The sequence below is a fragment of the Rhizobium sp. AB2/73 genome (assembly GCF_020871915.1).
GTDB classification, from domain to species: Bacteria; Pseudomonadota; Alphaproteobacteria; order Rhizobiales; family Rhizobiaceae; genus Rhizobium; species Rhizobium dioscoreae.
Map to the genome: position 1 here is coordinate 78,810 of NZ_CP067074.1, position 17,872 is coordinate 96,681.

Sequence of the window (17,872 nt, forward strand, 5' to 3'; positions counted from 1 at the left end):
GGCTCCGGGCAATCTCAGTAATTTTTGGTAATCAAGGATATTATGGATATCAACCTGTTGAAGAAGTCTCCCGATCTGAGAGGTGTAGCAGACATCCGACTGGTGGCGGTGGAGGATGGCCCGGCGCGAGGTCAAAGGCTTCTCATTGCCCGCAACGCGAAGGGAATTTCGTTCGAGGTTGCGGTCGACAGAGGTTTTGATATCTCCAGCCTTGCCTTCAAGGGCTTGAATATTGGATGGAATTCGCCAACTCAGATGCGTTACCCGCCATCTGACCCTGGCTCCGAGGAGGGGTGGGGTTTCCTCCGCAACTTCGATGGCTTCATGGTGACCTGCGGTCTCGACCACATCAGCCGTCCGCGCGATATAGATATTTCGCACTTCGAGCATCCCCATCTTAAAACAAAAAAGATGCCCCTGCACGGAAGGATCTCTTCAGAGAGAGCCCGGCTGGTGGGATATGGCGTCGACCATGAAACAGAAGAAATATTCTGTGAGGGTATCGTTAGGCAGGCGAGTGTGTTTGGTGAAACTCTCGAATTGCGGCGGCGCATAACACTTGGGATATTTGGCTCTGAAATAGCGATTGCCGATGCGGTTACCAATCGCGGCTTCGTACCGTCGCGTCATGCAATGATCTACCACCTGAATTTCGGTTATCCTTTTCTCGACAAGAACCTGGAATTCTCAGGTCTTCCCGAAGTTCTCGCTGCGAAACTACGGATTGATACACCTCTTCCCGATGACAAGTACGGCGAGCGTGTGGATACTATAGATAGCCGTGATATTCCCGGGCCTGATCCTATCCGACTGTCAAACCCGGCACTCGACATATCTGTGCGGCTGTCGTTCAGCCGTACGCACCTGAACAAGCTGGCGATTTGGCGAGCATATCAATCGGGTGTGTACGCGCTCGGCGTTGAGCCCCGGACGGACATTGCAGAAGAGCGCCCCTTTCTTCAGCCGGGCGAGAGCTGCAATCACACGGTCGAACTAACATTTAGCTCTTGCGAGAGCATTTGATGCCCGGTCGGCCATGATGACCTTCCTTGACCTGACACGAACCTTTTGATCCTGATGATACTATTCTGTTAGAAGGCAATTGGAGGGCGATCCTGCTCGACGTTTCAACACAGCTGGAACACCTCCTTTCGCCGCACGAACTGGCCGATATTGCGGTTCGTGTCGAGAGAGCTTTGCAAGAATTTTGGTCTTCATCCGAACTCTCAATCCGTTTCGCGTCTATTCGACCCACATGACATTGTTGACGCGTTGGTTCGCATATTCGGCGTCTGCTGCTACGGCGGGGAATAATTGTTATTGCAAATATCAATAACGATTTTTCTACCACGTCGAGACCCTGCGTTAGTTATCAATCGAAACCGTGAAAGCGGGAAAGAGCGTGTACTCACGACGCTCGCTGACCGGATCGTTTACTCGCTCGTTCCAAATGGGAAGGTCGGCTTCATGTAAGCATCGGCTTTTTCTGCCTTATTTTGCAGGCCAAGTCCGCTGATCGTCGATGACATAGGCTACTACCTGCCTGTCGTCCAAGGCAGCGGCCGGTCAGCCCCGGCGGCAGGATATATTGCAACGTAAAACGCAATATTCTAGCTAGGCCAAAGCTGATGCACCCGCTTCAGTAAAGGTATATGGCGCTGGTTTGAAGGACGGATGCGAGGATCTGGTCGGCGGATTCGGCCCACTTGTATGGTGTTGGTCTTTCGTTATGATTTTGGATGAAGGCGTCGATGTCAGCTTCCAACTCTGCAGTGGAGCGGTGTACGCCGCGCTGCAACTGCTTTCGTATCAACTCTGCGAACCAGCGCTCGACCTGATTGATCCAGGATGCCGACGCTGGCGTGAAGTGAACATGCCAGTGGGGCCGGCGTGCGAGCCATGTTTTGACCCTCGGGGTCTTGTGGGTCGCGTAATTGTCCATCACCCAATGCGCCTCCGGCCCATCAGGCATTTCAGCGTCGATCCGCTTCAGGAAGTCGAGGAATTCGGTTGCCCGGTAACGCTTGTAGCAATGGCCGGGTCGGCGATACCCGGTGCCATGGGTAGCACAGGCCTCGCGATCCAGTGCCTGGATTTGCGATTTCTCATCCACGCAAAGGACGATCGCCCGGTCCGGGACATATAGAGGCCGACGATGTGATCCGACGGATGGTGTTATGCGACAGTCTGAACCGCGCCGGGTTTGCCGGAGACCTCAACTCGTGAGAAGTAGGGTCTATGACAAGCAAGACGACAAACAAATTCTCCCCTGAAGTCCGCGCCCGCGCCGTTCGAATGGTGGCGGAACATGAATCCGAGCATCCGTCCCGTTGGGCGGCGGTTTCCTCGATAGCGGCCAAGATCGGCTGCTCGGCGCATACGCTCAATGAATGGGTGAAGAAGGCGGAAGTCGATACTGGCAAGCGGGCCGGGTTGCCGAGTGATGTGGCCGAGAAGATGAAGGCTCTGGAACGCGAGAACCGCGAGCTTCGTCAGGCCAACGAGATTTTGCGCAAGGCCAGCGCTTATTTCGCCCAGGCGGAGCTCGACCGCCCACTGAAGCGATGATTTCCTTCATCGACGAACATCGTTCGGTGCTCGGGGTCGAGCCGATCTGCAAGCTGCTGCCGATTGCCCCGTCCACCTATTATGACGCCATCGCCAAGCGCGCGGACGTGGATCGATTGTCGGTCCGCGCCCGTCGCGACATGGCGATGAAGATCGAAATACGTCGCGTGTTCAATGAGAACTTCCAGGTCTACGGTGTGCGGAAAGTGTGGCGGCAACTACAGCGGGAGGGATTCGATATTGCCCGCTGCACCGTCGCACGGCTCATGAGAACGATGGGTCTTCAGGGCATCATTCGAGGCAAGCCGGTCAAAACCACCGTGTCGGACAAGGCTGCGCCATGCCCGCTCGATCGCGTCAATCGCCAGTTCAAGGCTCCTGCGCCAAACATGCTCTGGCTCTCTGATTTCACCTATGTCGCGACCTGGCAGGGCTTCGTCTACGTGGCCTTCGTCATCGATGCCTTCGCCCGCCGCATCGTCGGTTGGCGGGCAAGCCGGACCGCACATGCGGGCTTCGTGCTCGACGCTCTCGACCAGGCACTTCATGATCGGCGGCCCGTCCATCGCGGCGGGCTCATCCACCACTCCGACAGGGGCGTGCAATACGTGTCGATCAAGTATTCCGAGCGGCTGGCGGAGGCAGGCATCGAGCCGTCGGTCGGCAGCGTTGGCGATTCCTATGACAACGCTCTCGCCGAAACGATCAACGGCCTTTACAAGGCCGAGGTCATCTATCGTCGGGGACCATGGCGCAACTTCGAAGCGGTGGAGTTCGCCACGCTCGAATGGGTCGATTGGTTCAACCACCGCCGTCTTCTGGAGTCCATCGGAAATATGCCTCCAGCCGAGGCCGAGGAACGCTACTACGTCATGCTGGACGAACCAGCCATGGCCGCATAACTTAAACCAACCGGTCTCCGCTAAACCCGGCGCGGTTCAGTCCGCTATCGGCCGCCATCGAACGAATGGACCAGTGCGTGGCATCCTTGGGCGTAGTGTTCAAGGTATGCTCGACGACCTAGGCAACCTGAGCGTCGGAGACAGATCGCGGTCGGCCGGCACGATATTCATCCGTCAGCCCTTCGATACCATCCTGTACGAAACGGCGGCGCCATTTGCCAACAGTGCGCTCATGAACACCAAGGCGTTCGGCAACGTCCTTGCTTTGTAGACCCTGCGCGCACAGCAAGACCATTCGGCAGCGATCGGACAAGAAGCGTGGCGCTTTATGCCGGCGCACCTGAGATTCGAGAAAACTTCTATCCGCATCGCTCAGAACGACGAGATCCGCCCATCAGGCAGCCGCTCAGCAAGCTCATCTCGAAATTAAATTGCAACTGTAATGCTACGTTAGGGGTAGGAGTTTCAATGGCAATCCGGAGGATGGCAAGAGGAAGGCGATCTACCCTTCTGCTGCAAGGCTGGTACGACCAGATGGGCTGGAAACCATTGAGGCATTCGAAGTCGCGTTGCCTACGGCTGCCGACAGTGGGCTAAAATTGTTTTCTCCTAACGAACGAGAATCCGTCATTTGGTGAATGCATGACGATAGTCTGGCAAATTTTACTTTTGATTTACTCAAATTGGTTTAGCGGAGTGCCATCCGTGTTGAGACACATTTCCCTAGAATGTTTGATAAAACAAAAATCGATCCATTTTTAGTGAAATATATGAAGTCGAATGTAGCCGAAACTACCTTGATTTAAGTGAATAATAAAAAATTTAGCAGGCATCAAAATATAGAAGACTCTACAATGAAAATAAGATTTTACTTTTATAAGATAATAAACTTATAAAATATTGCATTACGAAGAAATAAGATATTTTACATCACGAGGCGTCAACATTCGAATTGGGTAAATCGCGCGAGGGTGGGCTATGCCCAGTTTTATTGCACACTCAAACGTAAATATTATAAATCAGGCCCTCAGGCCAATACTATTGAACCGTAGGACATTCATCAGCGAAGAAGGCCAAAGTTTATTCTTCTTCACTATCGTAGATATCAAGGTGAGGTGTATGCCAGTCAACCGCACGTTCAATGCCAACGCTCTTCCAAGCAAGCAGAGCCATGTCGTCCTCAGAGCGGTCAGAAATCACCAAATCCGGAAGATCATATAGTAGCGGTACACCAAGGGTCCCCTGGCGACAGCGGATATAATGGCGACGATCAGTTTCCCATGCTTCTTCTCTGCCTGTGAAGAATTCGTTATGGAACTGCAACCTCCGTCCATGTGTTACGGCACTGAAGTCGTAGGTGCGGGTTCCTGTTGAGAGTTTAAGGTTTGGCCGCGCTTCCCTTACATTGGGATCAAACTTTATATAGAAAGCCAAACGCGTGCTTGCCTCGCTTGATCTAAACGCGACTCTTTCCTCCTCTGTCGCCCCGTCTTCCAATTCGTCCTCAGAAACATGAGACAACATAGTTTGGACTGCAAAAATGGATATGTCTTGGGCAAGAACGGAATCTATCCAGTATTTTGCAGCCTCATATATTTCTTCAGCAGTTAGGTGGAAATATCCCAAATCCTTTGCGATACGAACCATTTCCTTAGGAAAAATCATGGGCATGAGATAGACATTTCGTCTCCATCCAGATTTCGGACTAGCGCTCTCTACCAATTGTACGAAGTGATCCCCATTGGAATACTTGAAGGTGTAAAACAGCAGCGCAACCTTGCCGAAATACTTTCGCTTGTAGCTCAGCCAGGCCACGATTAGATGAGCTTCGTCCTCACGGCCATCGAGAAAGAAGGTCGCGTTTGGATTCACCTCAAGTGCGCTGTCGAGAATATCTTCAAGAGTATTTATCGTCTGGTCAGTAACCCTGTAATTGGTCTCAGAGATCGTGCCGTTTTCAATCTCGCGAATTACCACCGGTCTTCCAACGATCTCGTGGGAGAGAAATTCTTTGACAGGCTTGTCCTCATCTAAAGCAGCCACGCGGAATACGTTAAACTCATGAGCGACAATTGGAACACCGTCCGCCGTAAGCGCAACGTCAATTTCACATAGGTTTCTACCCCCCTCTCCGATCGCGGCCAAAATAGCTGCTTTTGTGCATTCCTGAATTCCCCCACCCAGATTGTACATACCTCTGTGCTCTACAATCTGCACATCGAGTTTCTCATTGATGTTCCGGAGCAGATTTGGCACCGAGTGGCGCGCCAGTACGTCAGAGACACTTATTCCTTCAGGGAGATCCCACGCTAGCTCCCAAATCGGCCAGTTGGTGTTGCTCTGGCGTCTCGGCTTCCTCTGACAGATTACCTGAAGGCAAGTTAGTGCTAAGCCAGAAACAAAAAAATTAAAACAAAATGAACAAAACTATAAACATACCTCCATTTCGTCTCTTTTTCTGCTGCTATTTTGCCCCTCTATATAGATAGATACTCTTCTAGTGCTACACCTCAACTATTATTTATAGAGGGAGTGGCCTGTGTTACTGACGTAAGCGCTTATGTTGGCGCGGTACTGAAGTCCAAAATAGCTGGCGAGGCGGGCCATCGGCAGCGGCTTGTAAGTCAAGCCTGGCGTAAAAATTTCAATGCTGTTGAGTCTATTCCATCTTGATATTGTGACGTTACTGCTTACGAATTCGGGTCGGTATTGGGTTTATTATTACTGCTAGGAATAGCGATTTTTTCAACAAAGGACAAAGTTTTCAAACATGGCCGGCCAATTGTCAGAGGTGCCTTATCCGTTGATTTCAGACATTGTTAGGGGTGAACTAGCGAAGTTTATTTGCAGGAACGTTCAGCAGATAGGTTTCTTAGTTCAATTCCCCTCGGCTTGCACTTAGTCACAGAGATATTTGTGCAGATAAAATTCGCTGTGAACTGGAAGCCTTTGACGCAAAATCTGCTGGGCGAAAACAACAAAGCGCTTCAGGCGATAGAGAAGATTAAGGCCGCTCACATCGTTCGCGTGAATGAAGAACCTCGTGGGCTCGCTGATGACTTCAACATCTAATGGAACTCATAATGATTGAACTATCTTAAGCGTGCAAGAAAGATTGTAGGCGCATTTCAGAATAATTTTAAACACAAACACAGTTTAGTTAAAGCGACTGGCTTGTTGAAAGCATTCGATGGTTAAGTTAGTAATTCTCAAAAGACCAGGTGATGTGTTCAACAGGCATATGCAGAATAATACATTAATATAGATTGCCAGCAAGTATAATAAAAAATACAACCATTTCCTTTTATTTAATTATAGCGTAACGATCGCTTATTCAAGGAAATTTTTTTAAGCGGGTTCTCCCATGGGGAACCTTTTCAAAGAGTGCCGTACGCAACAATTGGGTAGAGAACATCTGTGTCAGCACATCTGGCATAGCCGCCGCGTTGATCCACTAGGAGAAAGAATTCGCTCGGAAAGAGCGCTATGTAGTGGGTGTGGCTACAACTGTTTTTAATCTGCTTAGGATCGGTCGACACAAACGTATCCTCCTTCTTCCCCGGGAGATAGAGAGTTCCTTCAAAGGTTCGGCGAATAATGTTTTGGTCCCCATACATGTAGATCAAGGGATCAGATGTTCGCACCGTCTCGCCAGTGTCTAAAATTTTGGCTTCTCCATGTAGCTGAATGAAGCTCTGAATTGCGCCATCGAGATCGTAGGTCGCCAAATCTTCTCCGATATAATTCGCCATCGGCCTTCGTGGGTGATAATATTGATGATAGGCTGAATTTATATTGCTCAGTCACAAACATATATATTGCAATAGAATTGCATGATTGTCCAAGTTCAAGCACGCAATTGTTGAAAGTGGCTGTCATTTTTCTGTAGAATTCTGATTACTACGTGATTTGCGCTGATTGGTTAGGGCTTAACCTAATTGCTGCGCATTTTTGACTTTGCTAGGGGGCGGCCCAATCTGTTCACATTGTGGTATGCTTAATGAGCCTTCTGTCAAATGGCGGTGCTGGCGCTATCACTGACATTCGAGCCGGGAGGGCCCTGATATGCCTACTAGCTGCGTGCTATCTTAAATAAACGACACTTTCGGCGCACGCAGTTTGAAAATTGCGTTCTGTGATTGGCCCACCGGCGACCGCGTGCGCTCGACTTTTGACCATAAGAGAAGATCTAGTCCACAAGCTGGCGAGATAACTCATGCATGTGCCATCGCCAAAACTAGCGGAGGATTGGTACAAAAAGATGACTTCAGGAGTGGCGTCATCGCGCTTCTCGCGAGTATAAATCATTTAACCCCACCCCACTTAGTCACTCCGACAAATCATTCTCAATAAGCGATCTCTAACTATGACGGCTCCTCAATGGGCGGTTCGTGATTTCACCTTTATCTTCCGCGAGCAAGAGCTCAGGATTCACTTGGAACAAGCGGAGACTGACTACAGTAACACGATGCGTAATTCCATGTACTTCCACCCGTCCGAACTCAACCCTGGCGAGTTCGATGATGAGTACATTATGAATGATCAATACCTCAGTTTTGTGTATGCTGACGAAACTACCGCCCGGCATTGCGCCCTATATCGTCTCCTTCCCTCTAGTTCCTCTAACCACGGGGCGGTGGCAACTGAAATAGCGCCCTGGATGCTGACCCCTCAACAACTCAATTATGTGCTACAGCAGCGCTGTGATCAGGGAGGGCTAATCAATTATTATCATGGCCCATCGACCAACTTGTTCTATCTAGCTATTATGAGAAGCTCGATGTTCGTGCGATTTGGGACAGAGGTGATCGAGGGTGAAAACTATGGGTTCTTCGCGAGAGGCGGGAACTACGTAGAAGAGCGCGCAGAAGACGCAGAGGTTGAGGAGGAGGAAGATGGAGAAGAGGAACAGAGAGAGCATCAAATTGGCGACTTGATCCATTATCCGATCATAGCTGTTGGATCGTGTGATGTTATTCCATAGATCGTAAATTATACATGATGCTTCATCTTCCAGATCCCTAGCAGTGTCTTATGTTTTGTGTTGCTTCGCTTTTAATAAAATCGCGGTTTTTCGGAGAAAATTTCGACATACGTATTATTGTCTTTTTAATATTATCCTATATTGAGACATACGATTTTAATTTTAAACTCCGTGCTTGAGATCAATGTCATTTCTGCTCTTATAATGTGCGCAATATCTACACTATTTTAAAGAATCTATTCCCAAGTTATTTTGAATGCTGCTTCATGATATTGCTCTCTGAAATTCGGATGTTCCGCTTCTGTGTGAGCTTGTTGTGGAGCAATGAGTTGCTGATCACGGCTCTCTCCACACCGCTCTTTTAACAAGCCATATCTACCTTGGGCATTTCCCCATGACCGCGCGACGCCTCGAGTCTGGCGCAATTTGCTAAGCGACTATTTCTTTGTTTTAATTTTGGCGATTAGCAAAGTGTAGTATCTCACTCATTAATCTTTTTATAGACACATTTGTTGGGCAGGATTTATCGTTATGTCATGTTCGTTAATTCGTGCATTCATATAATAGTTAGAGGTGGCTCGGTTTGTCTGAACAGTTTCGGGCGTTTCGCTAAGTGGATTTCCGCCTCGATTATGCTGCCATCATCATCGGTGTCAGCGCGTTAAAGTAAGCCTGATCCGGCGTCTGCCGGTCAAGGGATGAATGTGGGCGTCGGCTATGGTAAAAGGTCAGATATCGGCCAATGCCGACACGGGCCTCGGACACGGTCTTGTAGGCGTGAAGGTAGACCTCCTCGTATTTGATCGAACGCCAGAGCCGCTCGACGAAGACGTTGTCCCGCCACGCACCCTTGCCATCCATCGAGATGGCAATCTCAGCCTTCTTCAGTACCGCCGTGAAGTCCATCGAGGTGAACTGCGAGCCCTGGTCGGTATTGAATATGTCGGGCTTGCCATAACGGGCCAGCGCTTCCTCGACTGCTTCGACGCAGAAGGCTGCCTCCATCGTGATCGACAGTCGCCAGGACAGAACCTTCCGGCTGAACCAGTCCACAACGGCGCAGAGATAGACAAATCCGCGAGCCATCGGAACATAGGTCAGGTCCATCGCCCAGACCTGATTGGGCCTGGTAACCGCCAGCTTGCGCAGGAGGTAGGGATAGATTTGTGCCCAGGTGCCGGTTTCGACGTGTTCGGGCGACGGTAGATCGCCTCGATGCCCATCTTCTTCATCAGCGTGGCGACGTGCAGTCGACCGGTTTGTAACCCTTCTCCCCTCAAGAGCCCTTGCAACATCCGACTTCCGGCAAAGGGGTAGTCAAGATGCAACTCGTCGATCCGGCGCATCAGAGCCAGATCGCCGTCAGACACCGGACGAGGCAGATAATAGACACTGCCACGGCTGAAGCCGAGAAGCTTCGCCTGGCGCACGACTGATAGCTTATGCTGGCGGTCGATCATTTCTTTCCGCCCAGCAATCCTGCCTTGCCGAGCGCACCGGATAAAAAATCGTTCTCCAGTGTGAGTTCGCCGATCTTGGCGTGCAGCGTTTTGACATCGACGGTTGGACCCGCCGGTTCCGCCTTCGCTTCATCACCAAAAACGCCTGTCGCCCCCTCAAGGAGCTGGTCTTTCGATTGTTTGATCTGGTTGGCGTGCACGTCAAATTGCTGGGACAATTCCACAAGCGTCTGCTCGCCCCTGATGGCCGCGAGCGCCACTTTTGCCTTGAAAGCCGGGCTATGGTTCCGGTGCGGTCGTCTTGTCATGATTTCTCCTGTTTCCGGCATCTAAGCTGAAGTCAGGCAGAAATTCCACTTATCCTGGCTGTGCAGTTTTCCCGAGCCAGCTCTCTCGCGCCTATTCAAGCGGCAACAGCCACGCATATGTCGGCGCCGCGGTTCATCCGCTGTTTGGCTCAAGACGCTCGGCTCTGGATAGTTGCTTCTTCGAGCCGACTTGTAAGCTTATCACTTTCTCGAAACGCGTGGCAGCTTCCAATAGATACCGATCGTGCCCAAATGCAGCATCAAAGCTTAATCCCACTGGGAGGGCGCCCTTCGGAGCGACCGGGATCGTAATCGAAGGAAGCGCCGCATTGCTGGCGAGGTCGGTATTTCTGATGCACTTAGCAAAGATGTCTGGGTGTGCGGCCTCAGAAACGAGCGGTACCGCCTGGGGGACCGTAGGATAGGCTAGCAGATCGATGTCGCCGAAGTTAAAAAGCGCATTGATTTTCCGCCGCAATCGTCCGACATTGGAAATTGCATCGGCATAATGGGCGGGAGTAATCAGCCCGCCGCCCAAGTGTGTATGAATTAAACTGCAAACATTCTTGTCACGAATGTTCTCGAAAACCTCAGATATTTTGTCTTCCCAACCTAATGAGACTAGCGCCCTTGGGAAGTCCAAAAAGAATTCGTAAAGCGGCACCGTAAAGGTGATCGTCTGACTCAGTTCAAGTATCGAGGCATCGTCTACCTCCACGCATTGATGCCCGACAGACTTCAAGCTATCGATTGCAGCACGGCAAACCGACTTGACGTCGACATCTAGCCCGGTCCATAGCGAAGACGGCAGGCCTATTCGCAAAGGCGACGTATCAGCAGCCGTCGCCGGTTCGTCAGGTGAGAGCAACTTGTAGACAAAAAGGGCATCTGCCGCGTTGCGCGTCAGCAGACCGGGCGAATCTTTGGTTCCCGATACCGGAATGATGCCGGACGATGACCATCTCCCGCTTGTGGGCCTAAAACCGGCAATGCCGCAGAAAGATGCAGGTATCCTTACCGAACCACCAGTATCGGTACCAACTGCAACCAGTACAATTCCTGCAGCCACAGCGGCGGCACCCCCGCCACTGCTACCTCCAGCGCAATAGCCAGGCGCTACCGGGTTTCCGACGGTTCCCCAGTGAATATTTGCCGACGTGACACCAAAACTGAGTTCATGCATGTTGTTCTTGCCGGAGACCACCGCTCCCAAAACTTTCAGGTTCCTGACGACTTTAGCATCACGCGGAGCGATGCAGGCCGCCATTGCGGACGTCCCAACGGTCACCGGTTGCCCTTCCACACAGATGTTATCCTTAAAAGAGACAGGTATCCCAAAAAGTGGAGCGTCCACACAGGCGGCATCAGGCTTGGCAAACGATTGCTCAACCCCACTATCGTGGATAAAACAATTGAGCTGGCTGTTTCGAAGCATCGCTGCCAATGTCGCTTCTCTGATTTCCAACACCGAGATTTCCCCGGCCTGTATTTGATTGCAAATCTCCTCGAGAGTGGACCTTACGAACATTAAAGTAGCCTTTTTTACAGGACGATAAATCTACCGGTTCTCAATATCGATAAGCGGAAGTCATCTCATCGATAGGGTTCCCCTCTAAGAGCTGCCCGCCACAGCTGCGGATAACAGCACAAGCGGCATTCAAGCCCGTTTGTAATGCGCCCTCGACCCAGCCGCCGGTAAAGGAGCATCCACATCCTGCGAGATACAGGCCCGTGTCTTCTTCCGGTCTTTTTGCTGTAGTAAATTGGAAAAATAACTGCTGTGAATAGATGTCTTCACCAGGATAATTGAGTTTGAAAGCACCTATTGAATAGGGATCCATCAGCCAATCGTGCTGCAGAACGTGGCGTTCATAGTCACCGTTCGCCGGAACTAAATGGCGAGCAAAATCAGCGGAAATGGTGGCCAGGTCATCGACCAGGCGCCGGCACCTTTCTTTTTTGTCCAGAATGGAAAGCATTTTGTTAGCATCATCTTCCCATGTATAGCTTAATAGCACTACGCCCTTACCATCTGGATCATCTGGCTGATAATCTAGACAGTAAACGCCTCTGGCAAGGCCATCGGACAGGATGGTTGTAGGCAATACCCCTTTCAACCAGAACTTGCTTTCTGTCAGCATAAACAGCTTGGAAGAGCCAGTAAGGTGAGTCTGTCTGACCGCTCGCAAAACCTCGTTGTTAAGAAATGTTCCATCCGCCGTGAGACAATGGGCCAGTTCCATAGCCCGATTGCTGGTGGTAACGATGACGCGGTCAAAGGGCTCAACCTGCCCTGTAGCGCCCATCAAAAGTATTTGGCCATCCTGTTTGTAGATACGGCTCACATGACCGTTGCGGACACGCTGCTGCAAACTCACACCGTGAAACTCCTGTTCAGCCAACCGTTTCACCAACAGGGAGATCCCTCCCATGATCAGGCGCTGATCGTCCTCGTACCCGTTGATCACCAGACGCAGTATCTCGGTAAACGCGGCTTGGTACACAGGTAAGAAGCCTCCAGATCCAATCCCCAGCGATCCGAAAAGCTCAAAATCTTCCGGTCTTTTCCAAGGAACGCGCCCTGGCGGCCGCGGTCCGGTAAAGATGGTGACCAAGGCTGAATAGAAAGAGAGGTCGCGAAACGAATCTAGCCAAGCCTGCCAAGCCTGACGAGCCTCGTCGAAGCGACGCGACCGAAGCAATGTTGTGATCTTAGCTGGTGCCGGCAGTTGAATTCCTTCGTGCACATAACCGTCGTTGATCAAAGCTTGCCATCCTTGATAAACACGCTTGAACAGAGGCGGCGGAGATTCCCCAGCCTGCCATAAATAGCGCTCACCTCGATAATGTACCTCAGTATCCACGATGCCCGGATCGGGGAATGAAGCTGCGGTATCTATCCTGAATTTGTCCAGATAATGGAACAGGCAGGTTGCGCTGGAAGGAAATCGCATAGCACCCATCTCGGCAATGAGATTTGGTTCGCGCGGGTCGAAAATTTGTGACCAAGCCCTTCCACCCATACGATCCCGCGCCTCAAATAGCACGAGATCCGTTATTCCGGCCCGCAAAAGTTCAGTCGCCGCCACCAAGCCACTGATGCCGGCGCCCACGATGCCAATCCGGGGACGGAGACTGTTTTGAGCAACGCTCCCAATACCACCTTCACAATCGCTCAATCGCAAGAACGATCCATAATCATATAGAAGATCGATACTCGGTAATGAAGTTGTTGGGATGGGACTGTTCAGCATATCGCTCTCCAATGATGAACATATTTTTCGAGAGCCAGTGTCGCCGCCCTCGGAATGCCTGCCCCTTAAATTGGGACGTCGCGGCTACATCTTAGAAGTGGCTGCTCACAGGGTGTCACAAATAACGACGTGTTTTTGGAAAGAACTTGCTACCTTCTGTACTTAGCGATAGCAGATCTCGTTAGTCGAAGACGATACAGCGTATGGATTGCTCAGCCGGAATCCATCGTGTTGCCCGCAATCAGGGAAGTCGCGCTCTTGCCACTGCGCGTGATCAAAATATTCGTCGGCGATCGCTGCTATCAGCGCCTGCTGCCGCGTCGAATCGAGACGTAACAAATCGCTGATCCCAATATTATGTTCCCTGGCGAACCGGATCGCACAACGATACCCGTCGATATCCTCCAGTATTGGCCGGAGCGCCTCCTGCTTCCAGAGATCCACCAACTCCTCCAATAGAGACGGGCGGTCGTTCTTGACAGCAAACATTTCCGTAACCCTACGTCTAGCATGGGGAAGGAAAACATCCCGAGTTGCAAGGCGCAGTCGTCTTACATGCCATCGAAAAGCGGCGTTCCAAAAGGGGTCCTTGGCCATGCAGTTCAGAAGGGAAATCGAACCACCTTCGAGGATGAGGCCAGGAGATTTCTTGCGATTCTCCACTTCCGAGATGAGCTTACGATGAGCCGCCTCTGCTTCGATCACACCTGCAGCGAGCGGGCGTGAATCCAGATAGATTCGCTGAGTGGACTGCAGTTCCGACGCCAAAGGACGCCCGCTGCCGGTGGCAATTTCAGGACAGCACTGGACTCGATCTAGCGCAATTACAGGCCAGCCGGTTTCTCGTGCCACCTGGATTGCCAAATCGGTTTTTCCGCTGCAGGTCGGTCCATAAATAAGATATATCAACATGTGCACCTCGTGCTTGTTTATCGACTAGCGGACGTGACGCGACACTGTCTCACGGTCAATACTTTCAACTGTCCATGGGCTACGCCGCGCAGATTGTAAAAAAACAACAGTAGAAGTAGATTGGCTAAGATATCTGAGTGCGGAGATGGTATTTATTCTAGACACAACCATAGCAAAAGGCGTCTTCCGTTTGCAATACGATTGTAAACATTAATTTTATGCCTTATTAATGTAAAATATTGATTGTTATGATTAAACTCAAAAGCTCTCATTTGACAGCGGTTCGCCTGCTGTAGCTCCTGACTCCCAAGCGCACCGCTCACGCTGACCGGTTAATGAGGACATGATGATCAAGGATCGATCGTCTCATTCGTACAACCAGAAGCGGTCGGCGGGTCGGGGAACAGCAGCGGTCTGAGGATTATCTGGTCGGTTGCCGCGAAAGTTGAAATCTTGGAGGCGCAACTCAAACACGTTGGTGATCGAGTTCCGAGGCGTGGTTGGCTACCGCATTCCCGATTATGCGTCTGGGGCTATTCCGATCTTATTACTTGCGTCGGCCCAGGGCCGGCCAAGAAGCGACTAGCGCGTGTTACCCTGCCGTAATCCCGCCTCCAGCCATAGGCGAGGTGCAAAGCTCGCTTCGGCGATCTACGATCTGATCGCCTGCGTCTCCCTCGCAGCAGCCCAGATGAAGCCGGTCAGCTCCCGGGTAATGGACGTGCAAACCGCTGTCGTTCGCTTTCCCAGAGTGGCGAGCAATTGATATCGAGATGTCAGCCGACTCTAAGCCTTCCATGCAATCTCTCGAACTTTCGATGGGGCCTGCTACATGAGTTAGAGCTTTTTCGTGCCGACCTTCAGCGTATGCCGATTAGGCGGTAAACTCATAAATTCTCTTGTCGCATTGCGTTCCGCGTGATTCAAGGCTTCCGAATTAGGAGCTATGATGACACGCCGCCGCTACGAACTCACCGACCACGAGTGGTCAATCATTTCGTCCCTACTGCCGAACAAGCCTCGCGGCGTTCCTCGTGTCGATGACCGACGGGTCCTGAACGGCATCCTTTGGCGCTTCCGAACCGGCTCGCCGTGGTCGGAAGTTCCAGAACGTTATGGGCGGCCAACCACCTGCTATAACCGCTTCGTCCGTTGGCGTAAGGCCGGTGTCTGGGATCGTCTTCTTAAAGCCGTTTCAGAGGCTTATGACGGCGACATCGTCATGATCGACTCGACCTGTGTTCGCGTTCATCAACACGCGGCCACGGGAAAAAAGGGGATCGAGACGATGGTTGCATGGGACGTTCCCGCGGCGGGCTCACGAGCAAAATCCACGCGCTCGTCGATGCCGAAGGTCGGCCAGTCACGCTCCGTCTGACCGGCGGCCAGATTGCTGACTGCACTGAAGCCGATGCACTGACAGACGACCTCGGCGAAGGTGATATCCTGCTTGCCGATAAGGGTTATGACACCAACGCAATCCGCGCCAAGGCGGCCGAGCGAAAGGCCTGGGCCAACATCCCGCCGAGGGCAACCCGCAAGGGCTCCTTCTCGTTCTCGCGCTGGGTTTACAGGCAGCGGAACCTTGTCGAGCGTTTCTTCAACAAGATCAAACAGTTTCGAGGTATCGCCACGCGCTACGACAAGCGCCCGGAAAACTATCTCGCAGCTGTCAAACTCGTCGCCCCAAGAATCTGGTGTCAGAGTTTATGAGTCGACGGCCTAGTCCAGGCGCTCTCGACCAGCATGTGCCGGACCCGACCGTTACCAGCTTGTCTTATAAACTTCTTGCTTCTTCGTGAGATAAAGAAGCGCCGGAGAGGACGGCTATCCTCTTCCGGCGATGGGGGACGGGTCGTTGACGTGCAGGCCGCCATTCTTTCGAATGCCGGGCCGAACTAGAGTTTGATCGCCCCCATCTTTTCCAATCGTCCTGAACGGATACCCGAGTTTTAAGGCTCGGATGACAAGCATGGGAGATGAGAAAAGATGACGGATATTACCATCGGCGCGGACATCTCGAAAGACCATATCGATCTGCACAGCCTGGCTGAGGGAAGAACCTTGACGGTTGCCAATGACCGCAAGGGATTTGCCGCAATTGTCCGATGGATCGGCACAAAGGGCGTGGAGCGGATTGTCTATGAACCCACAGGCGCCTATCACAAGGCCTTCGAGCGCTTCATGATGGTCCAAAGGCTGCCGCTCTCCAAGGTCAATCCGCGCCTTGCCCGACGTTTTGCTGAAGCCACGGGCAGACTGGCCAAGACCGACAGGATCGATGCCGGACTGCTGGCCCATTACGGCGCACTTCTGGCACCGCGCATCCTGCGAGCCAACACGCAAATCCACAACCACTTGAAGGAATTACATGTCGCGCGTCTGGCCCTGATCGAGGACAGGACTGCCGCAAAGAACAGGGCGAAGAACGTCTCCACCCTGCTATTGAAGAGACAAAATGTCGATAGGCTCAGGCAGATCGAGCGCCAAATGAAGGCTGTGGACGAGGCCATCATGGCGCTGATCGGCGCAGATGTCTCCCTCAAAGCCAGGTTCGATATACTTGTTTCGATTCCTGGCGTCTCGTAGATCACGGCCTTTACGCTCCTAATCGAGATGCCCGAACTGGTCGAGCTGGATGAGAAGGCTGCAGCCGCATTATCCGGACTGGCACCCATGAGCCGCCAGTCCGGACGATGGACCGGACGCGCTTTCATCGCTGGCGGAAGGGCCATCGTCCGCCACGCGCTCTATATGCCAGCTCTTGTCGCATGCCGCTTCAACCCGCAACTCAAGACGAAGTACGAAGAACTCACTAAAGCCGGAAAGCCACCAAAAGTCGCGATAACAGCCGTCATGCGAAAGCTCATTGTGCTCGCAAACGCATTGCTGCGGAAAAATCGAAAATGGCAGCCAAAACACGCTTGATCAAAACGGATACTCTAGTAATAGAACCCCTTCTGACCGTCTCACCCGTTGATCGCTCACCACGTGTCATTACCGGAGCGATACTCCCCAATAGTCGAGAAAATTCACACGGCATTGACAACCACAGACCAGGCTGGGATAGCCCATCCCTTGGCGAGGGCGAACGCCGCCTTCCCAGGAGCGCACGCCGGCAAGGAACTCCTGCAGGCTCTCGATGCTGCGGTCGGTAAAGGGTGTGCTGCCCTCAGTTCCACGCAACAGTTCCGGTAGCCGTGATACGGGAAATGCCAGGACTGCGGGCGAGCACGTCGGCCAGCCAGGCCTGCGGATCGATATCGTTCATCTTTGCCGTGACGATTAAGGAACAGATGAGTGAAGGAAGCTCAGAAGCTCGCCACGATGTTGACGACGCCAGGTCGTCAACAGTGATCGCGACAATCCATATCGCTGGGCCGTCGCCGGCCCCTGCCGAATCCTTGCGGGCTCTCATCAACGATCCAAACTTTCTCTCGTCTGATCAATCCCGCCGGCGACCAAGATCGTCGGCGGACAATAT

At 52.0% G+C, this 17,872-nt stretch carries 10 protein-coding genes, 6 pseudogenes and 1 other annotated feature; of the genes and pseudogenes, 5 read left to right on the forward strand and 11 right to left on the reverse strand.

The annotated features are described in order from the left end of the window. Positions 1–42: 42 nt before the first annotated feature. The gene (locus I8E17_RS31365) at positions 43–1,023 is read left to right on the forward strand and encodes an aldose 1-epimerase family protein (protein ID WP_209160143.1); all 981 of its coding nucleotides are present in this window, start codon (positions 43–45) and stop codon (positions 1,021–1,023) included. A gap of 616 nt (positions 1,024–1,639) precedes the next feature. Here the strand turns inward: I8E17_RS31365 and I8E17_RS31375 are convergent. Continuing rightward, positions 1,640–2,137, reverse strand: a pseudogene (locus tag I8E17_RS31375) (transposase); the annotation flags it as partial. A gap of 101 nt (positions 2,138–2,238) precedes the next feature. On the opposite strand from I8E17_RS31375, the gene I8E17_RS31380 reads away from it, so the two are divergent. Then, positions 2,239–3,470 (forward strand): IS3 family transposase gene (locus tag I8E17_RS31380; protein ID WP_229002307.1). Its coding sequence is split into 2 segments (ribosomal slippage): positions 2,239–2,533 and positions 2,533–3,470, totalling 1,233 coding nucleotides; the frame shifts between segments, so codons are not numbered across the junction. Then, positions 2,523–2,639 (forward strand) — a sequence feature (AL1L pseudoknot). (Overlaps the previous gene by 117 nt.) Before the next feature lie 34 nt (positions 3,471–3,504). Here I8E17_RS31380 and I8E17_RS31385 read toward each other — a convergent pair. The 3 genes and pseudogenes from I8E17_RS31385 to I8E17_RS31395 form a co-directional block, all read right to left on the reverse strand. Further along, positions 3,505–3,846, reverse strand: a pseudogene (locus I8E17_RS31385) (helix-turn-helix domain-containing protein); the annotation flags it as partial. Positions 3,847–4,550: 704 nt separating this feature from the next. Continuing rightward, positions 4,551–5,726, reverse strand: a complete 1,176-nt coding sequence (locus I8E17_RS31390; protein ID WP_219511811.1) for a glycerophosphodiester phosphodiesterase family protein — start codon at positions 5,724–5,726, stop codon at positions 4,551–4,553. Positions 5,727–6,847: 1,121 nt separating this feature from the next. Beyond that, positions 6,848–7,222 carry a hypothetical protein gene (locus I8E17_RS31395; protein WP_209160148.1) on the reverse strand — a complete coding sequence of 125 codons (375 nt, stop codon included), beginning with the start codon at positions 7,220–7,222 and terminating at the stop codon, positions 6,848–6,850. Between the two features lie 614 nt (positions 7,223–7,836). Here I8E17_RS31395 and I8E17_RS31400 point away from each other — a divergent pair. Beyond that, a complete protein-coding gene (locus I8E17_RS31400) occupies positions 7,837–8,454 on the forward strand; it encodes a RolB family protein (RefSeq protein WP_209160147.1) in 618 nt (205 codons plus the stop codon). Positions 8,455–9,084: 630 nt separating this feature from the next. Here I8E17_RS31400 and I8E17_RS31405 read toward each other — a convergent pair. From I8E17_RS31405 to I8E17_RS31430, 6 genes and pseudogenes are all read right to left on the reverse strand, one after another. Beyond that, a pseudogene (locus I8E17_RS31405) lies at positions 9,085–9,657 on the reverse strand (IS3 family transposase); the annotation flags it as partial. Continuing rightward, positions 9,552–9,914: an IS3 family transposase gene (locus I8E17_RS31410; protein WP_346016512.1), complete on the reverse strand. Its 363-nt coding sequence runs from the start codon at positions 9,912–9,914 to the stop codon at positions 9,552–9,554. The gene I8E17_RS31410 and the pseudogene I8E17_RS31405, both read right to left, overlap by 106 nt. After that, on the reverse strand, positions 9,911–10,243 hold the full coding sequence (locus tag I8E17_RS31415; protein WP_229002308.1) for a hypothetical protein: 333 nt from the start codon (positions 10,241–10,243) through the stop codon (positions 9,911–9,913). Before I8E17_RS31415 ends, I8E17_RS31410 begins: the two co-directional genes overlap by 4 nt. 112 nt (positions 10,244–10,355) lie before the next feature. Next, positions 10,356–11,750, reverse strand: a complete 1,395-nt coding sequence (locus I8E17_RS31420; RefSeq protein WP_209160146.1) for an amidase family protein — start codon at positions 11,748–11,750, stop codon at positions 10,356–10,358. 40 nt (positions 11,751–11,790) lie between these two features. After that, positions 11,791–13,476: an NAD(P)/FAD-dependent oxidoreductase gene (locus tag I8E17_RS31425; RefSeq protein WP_209160145.1), complete on the reverse strand. Its 1,686-nt coding sequence runs from the start codon at positions 13,474–13,476 to the stop codon at positions 11,791–11,793. 162 nt (positions 13,477–13,638) lie between these two features. Further along, positions 13,639–14,388, reverse strand: coding sequence for an isopentenyl transferase family protein (locus tag I8E17_RS31430; RefSeq protein WP_209160144.1), 750 nt, complete (start codon positions 14,386–14,388; stop codon positions 13,639–13,641). A 949-nt stretch (positions 14,389–15,337) separates the two neighbouring features. On the opposite strand from I8E17_RS31430, the pseudogene I8E17_RS31435 reads away from it, so the two are divergent. Together I8E17_RS31435 and I8E17_RS31440 are read left to right on the forward strand one after the other, a co-directional pair. After that, a pseudogene (locus I8E17_RS31435) lies at positions 15,338–16,101 on the forward strand (IS5 family transposase). Positions 16,102–16,377: 276 nt separating this feature from the next. Next, positions 16,378–17,316 (forward strand): annotated as a pseudogene (locus I8E17_RS31440) (transposase). Positions 17,317–17,611: 295 nt separating this feature from the next. On the opposite strand, the pseudogene I8E17_RS31445 reads toward I8E17_RS31440, so the two are convergent. Next, a pseudogene (locus I8E17_RS31445) lies at positions 17,612–17,692 on the reverse strand (transposase domain-containing protein); the annotation flags it as partial. Between the last annotated feature and the right edge of the window lie 180 nt (positions 17,693–17,872).

What these genes read in the sequence shown, in the direction of transcription:
- I8E17_RS31365 (WP_209160143.1), top strand. Translation starts at nt 43, where the DNA reads ATGGATATCAACCTGTTGAAGAAGTCTCCCGATCTGAGAGGTGTAGCA.
- I8E17_RS31395 (WP_209160148.1), bottom strand. Translation starts at nt 7,222, where the DNA reads ATGGCGAATTATATCGGAGAAGATTTGGCGACCTACGATCTCGATGGC.
- I8E17_RS31400 (WP_209160147.1), top strand. Translation starts at nt 7,837, where the DNA reads ATGACGGCTCCTCAATGGGCGGTTCGTGATTTCACCTTTATCTTCCGC.
- I8E17_RS31410 (WP_346016512.1), bottom strand. Translation starts at nt 9,914, where the DNA reads ATGATCGACCGCCAGCATAAGCTATCAGTCGTGCGCCAGGCGAAGCTT.
- I8E17_RS31415 (WP_229002308.1), bottom strand. Translation starts at nt 10,243, where the DNA reads ATGCCGGAAACAGGAGAAATCATGACAAGACGACCGCACCGGAACCAT.
- I8E17_RS31420 (WP_209160146.1), bottom strand. Translation starts at nt 11,750, where the DNA reads ATGTTCGTAAGGTCCACTCTCGAGGAGATTTGCAATCAAATACAGGCC.
- I8E17_RS31425 (WP_209160145.1), bottom strand. Translation starts at nt 13,476, where the DNA reads ATGCTGAACAGTCCCATCCCAACAACTTCATTACCGAGTATCGATCTT.
- I8E17_RS31430 (WP_209160144.1), bottom strand. Translation starts at nt 14,388, where the DNA reads ATGTTGATATATCTTATTTATGGACCGACCTGCAGCGGAAAAACCGAT.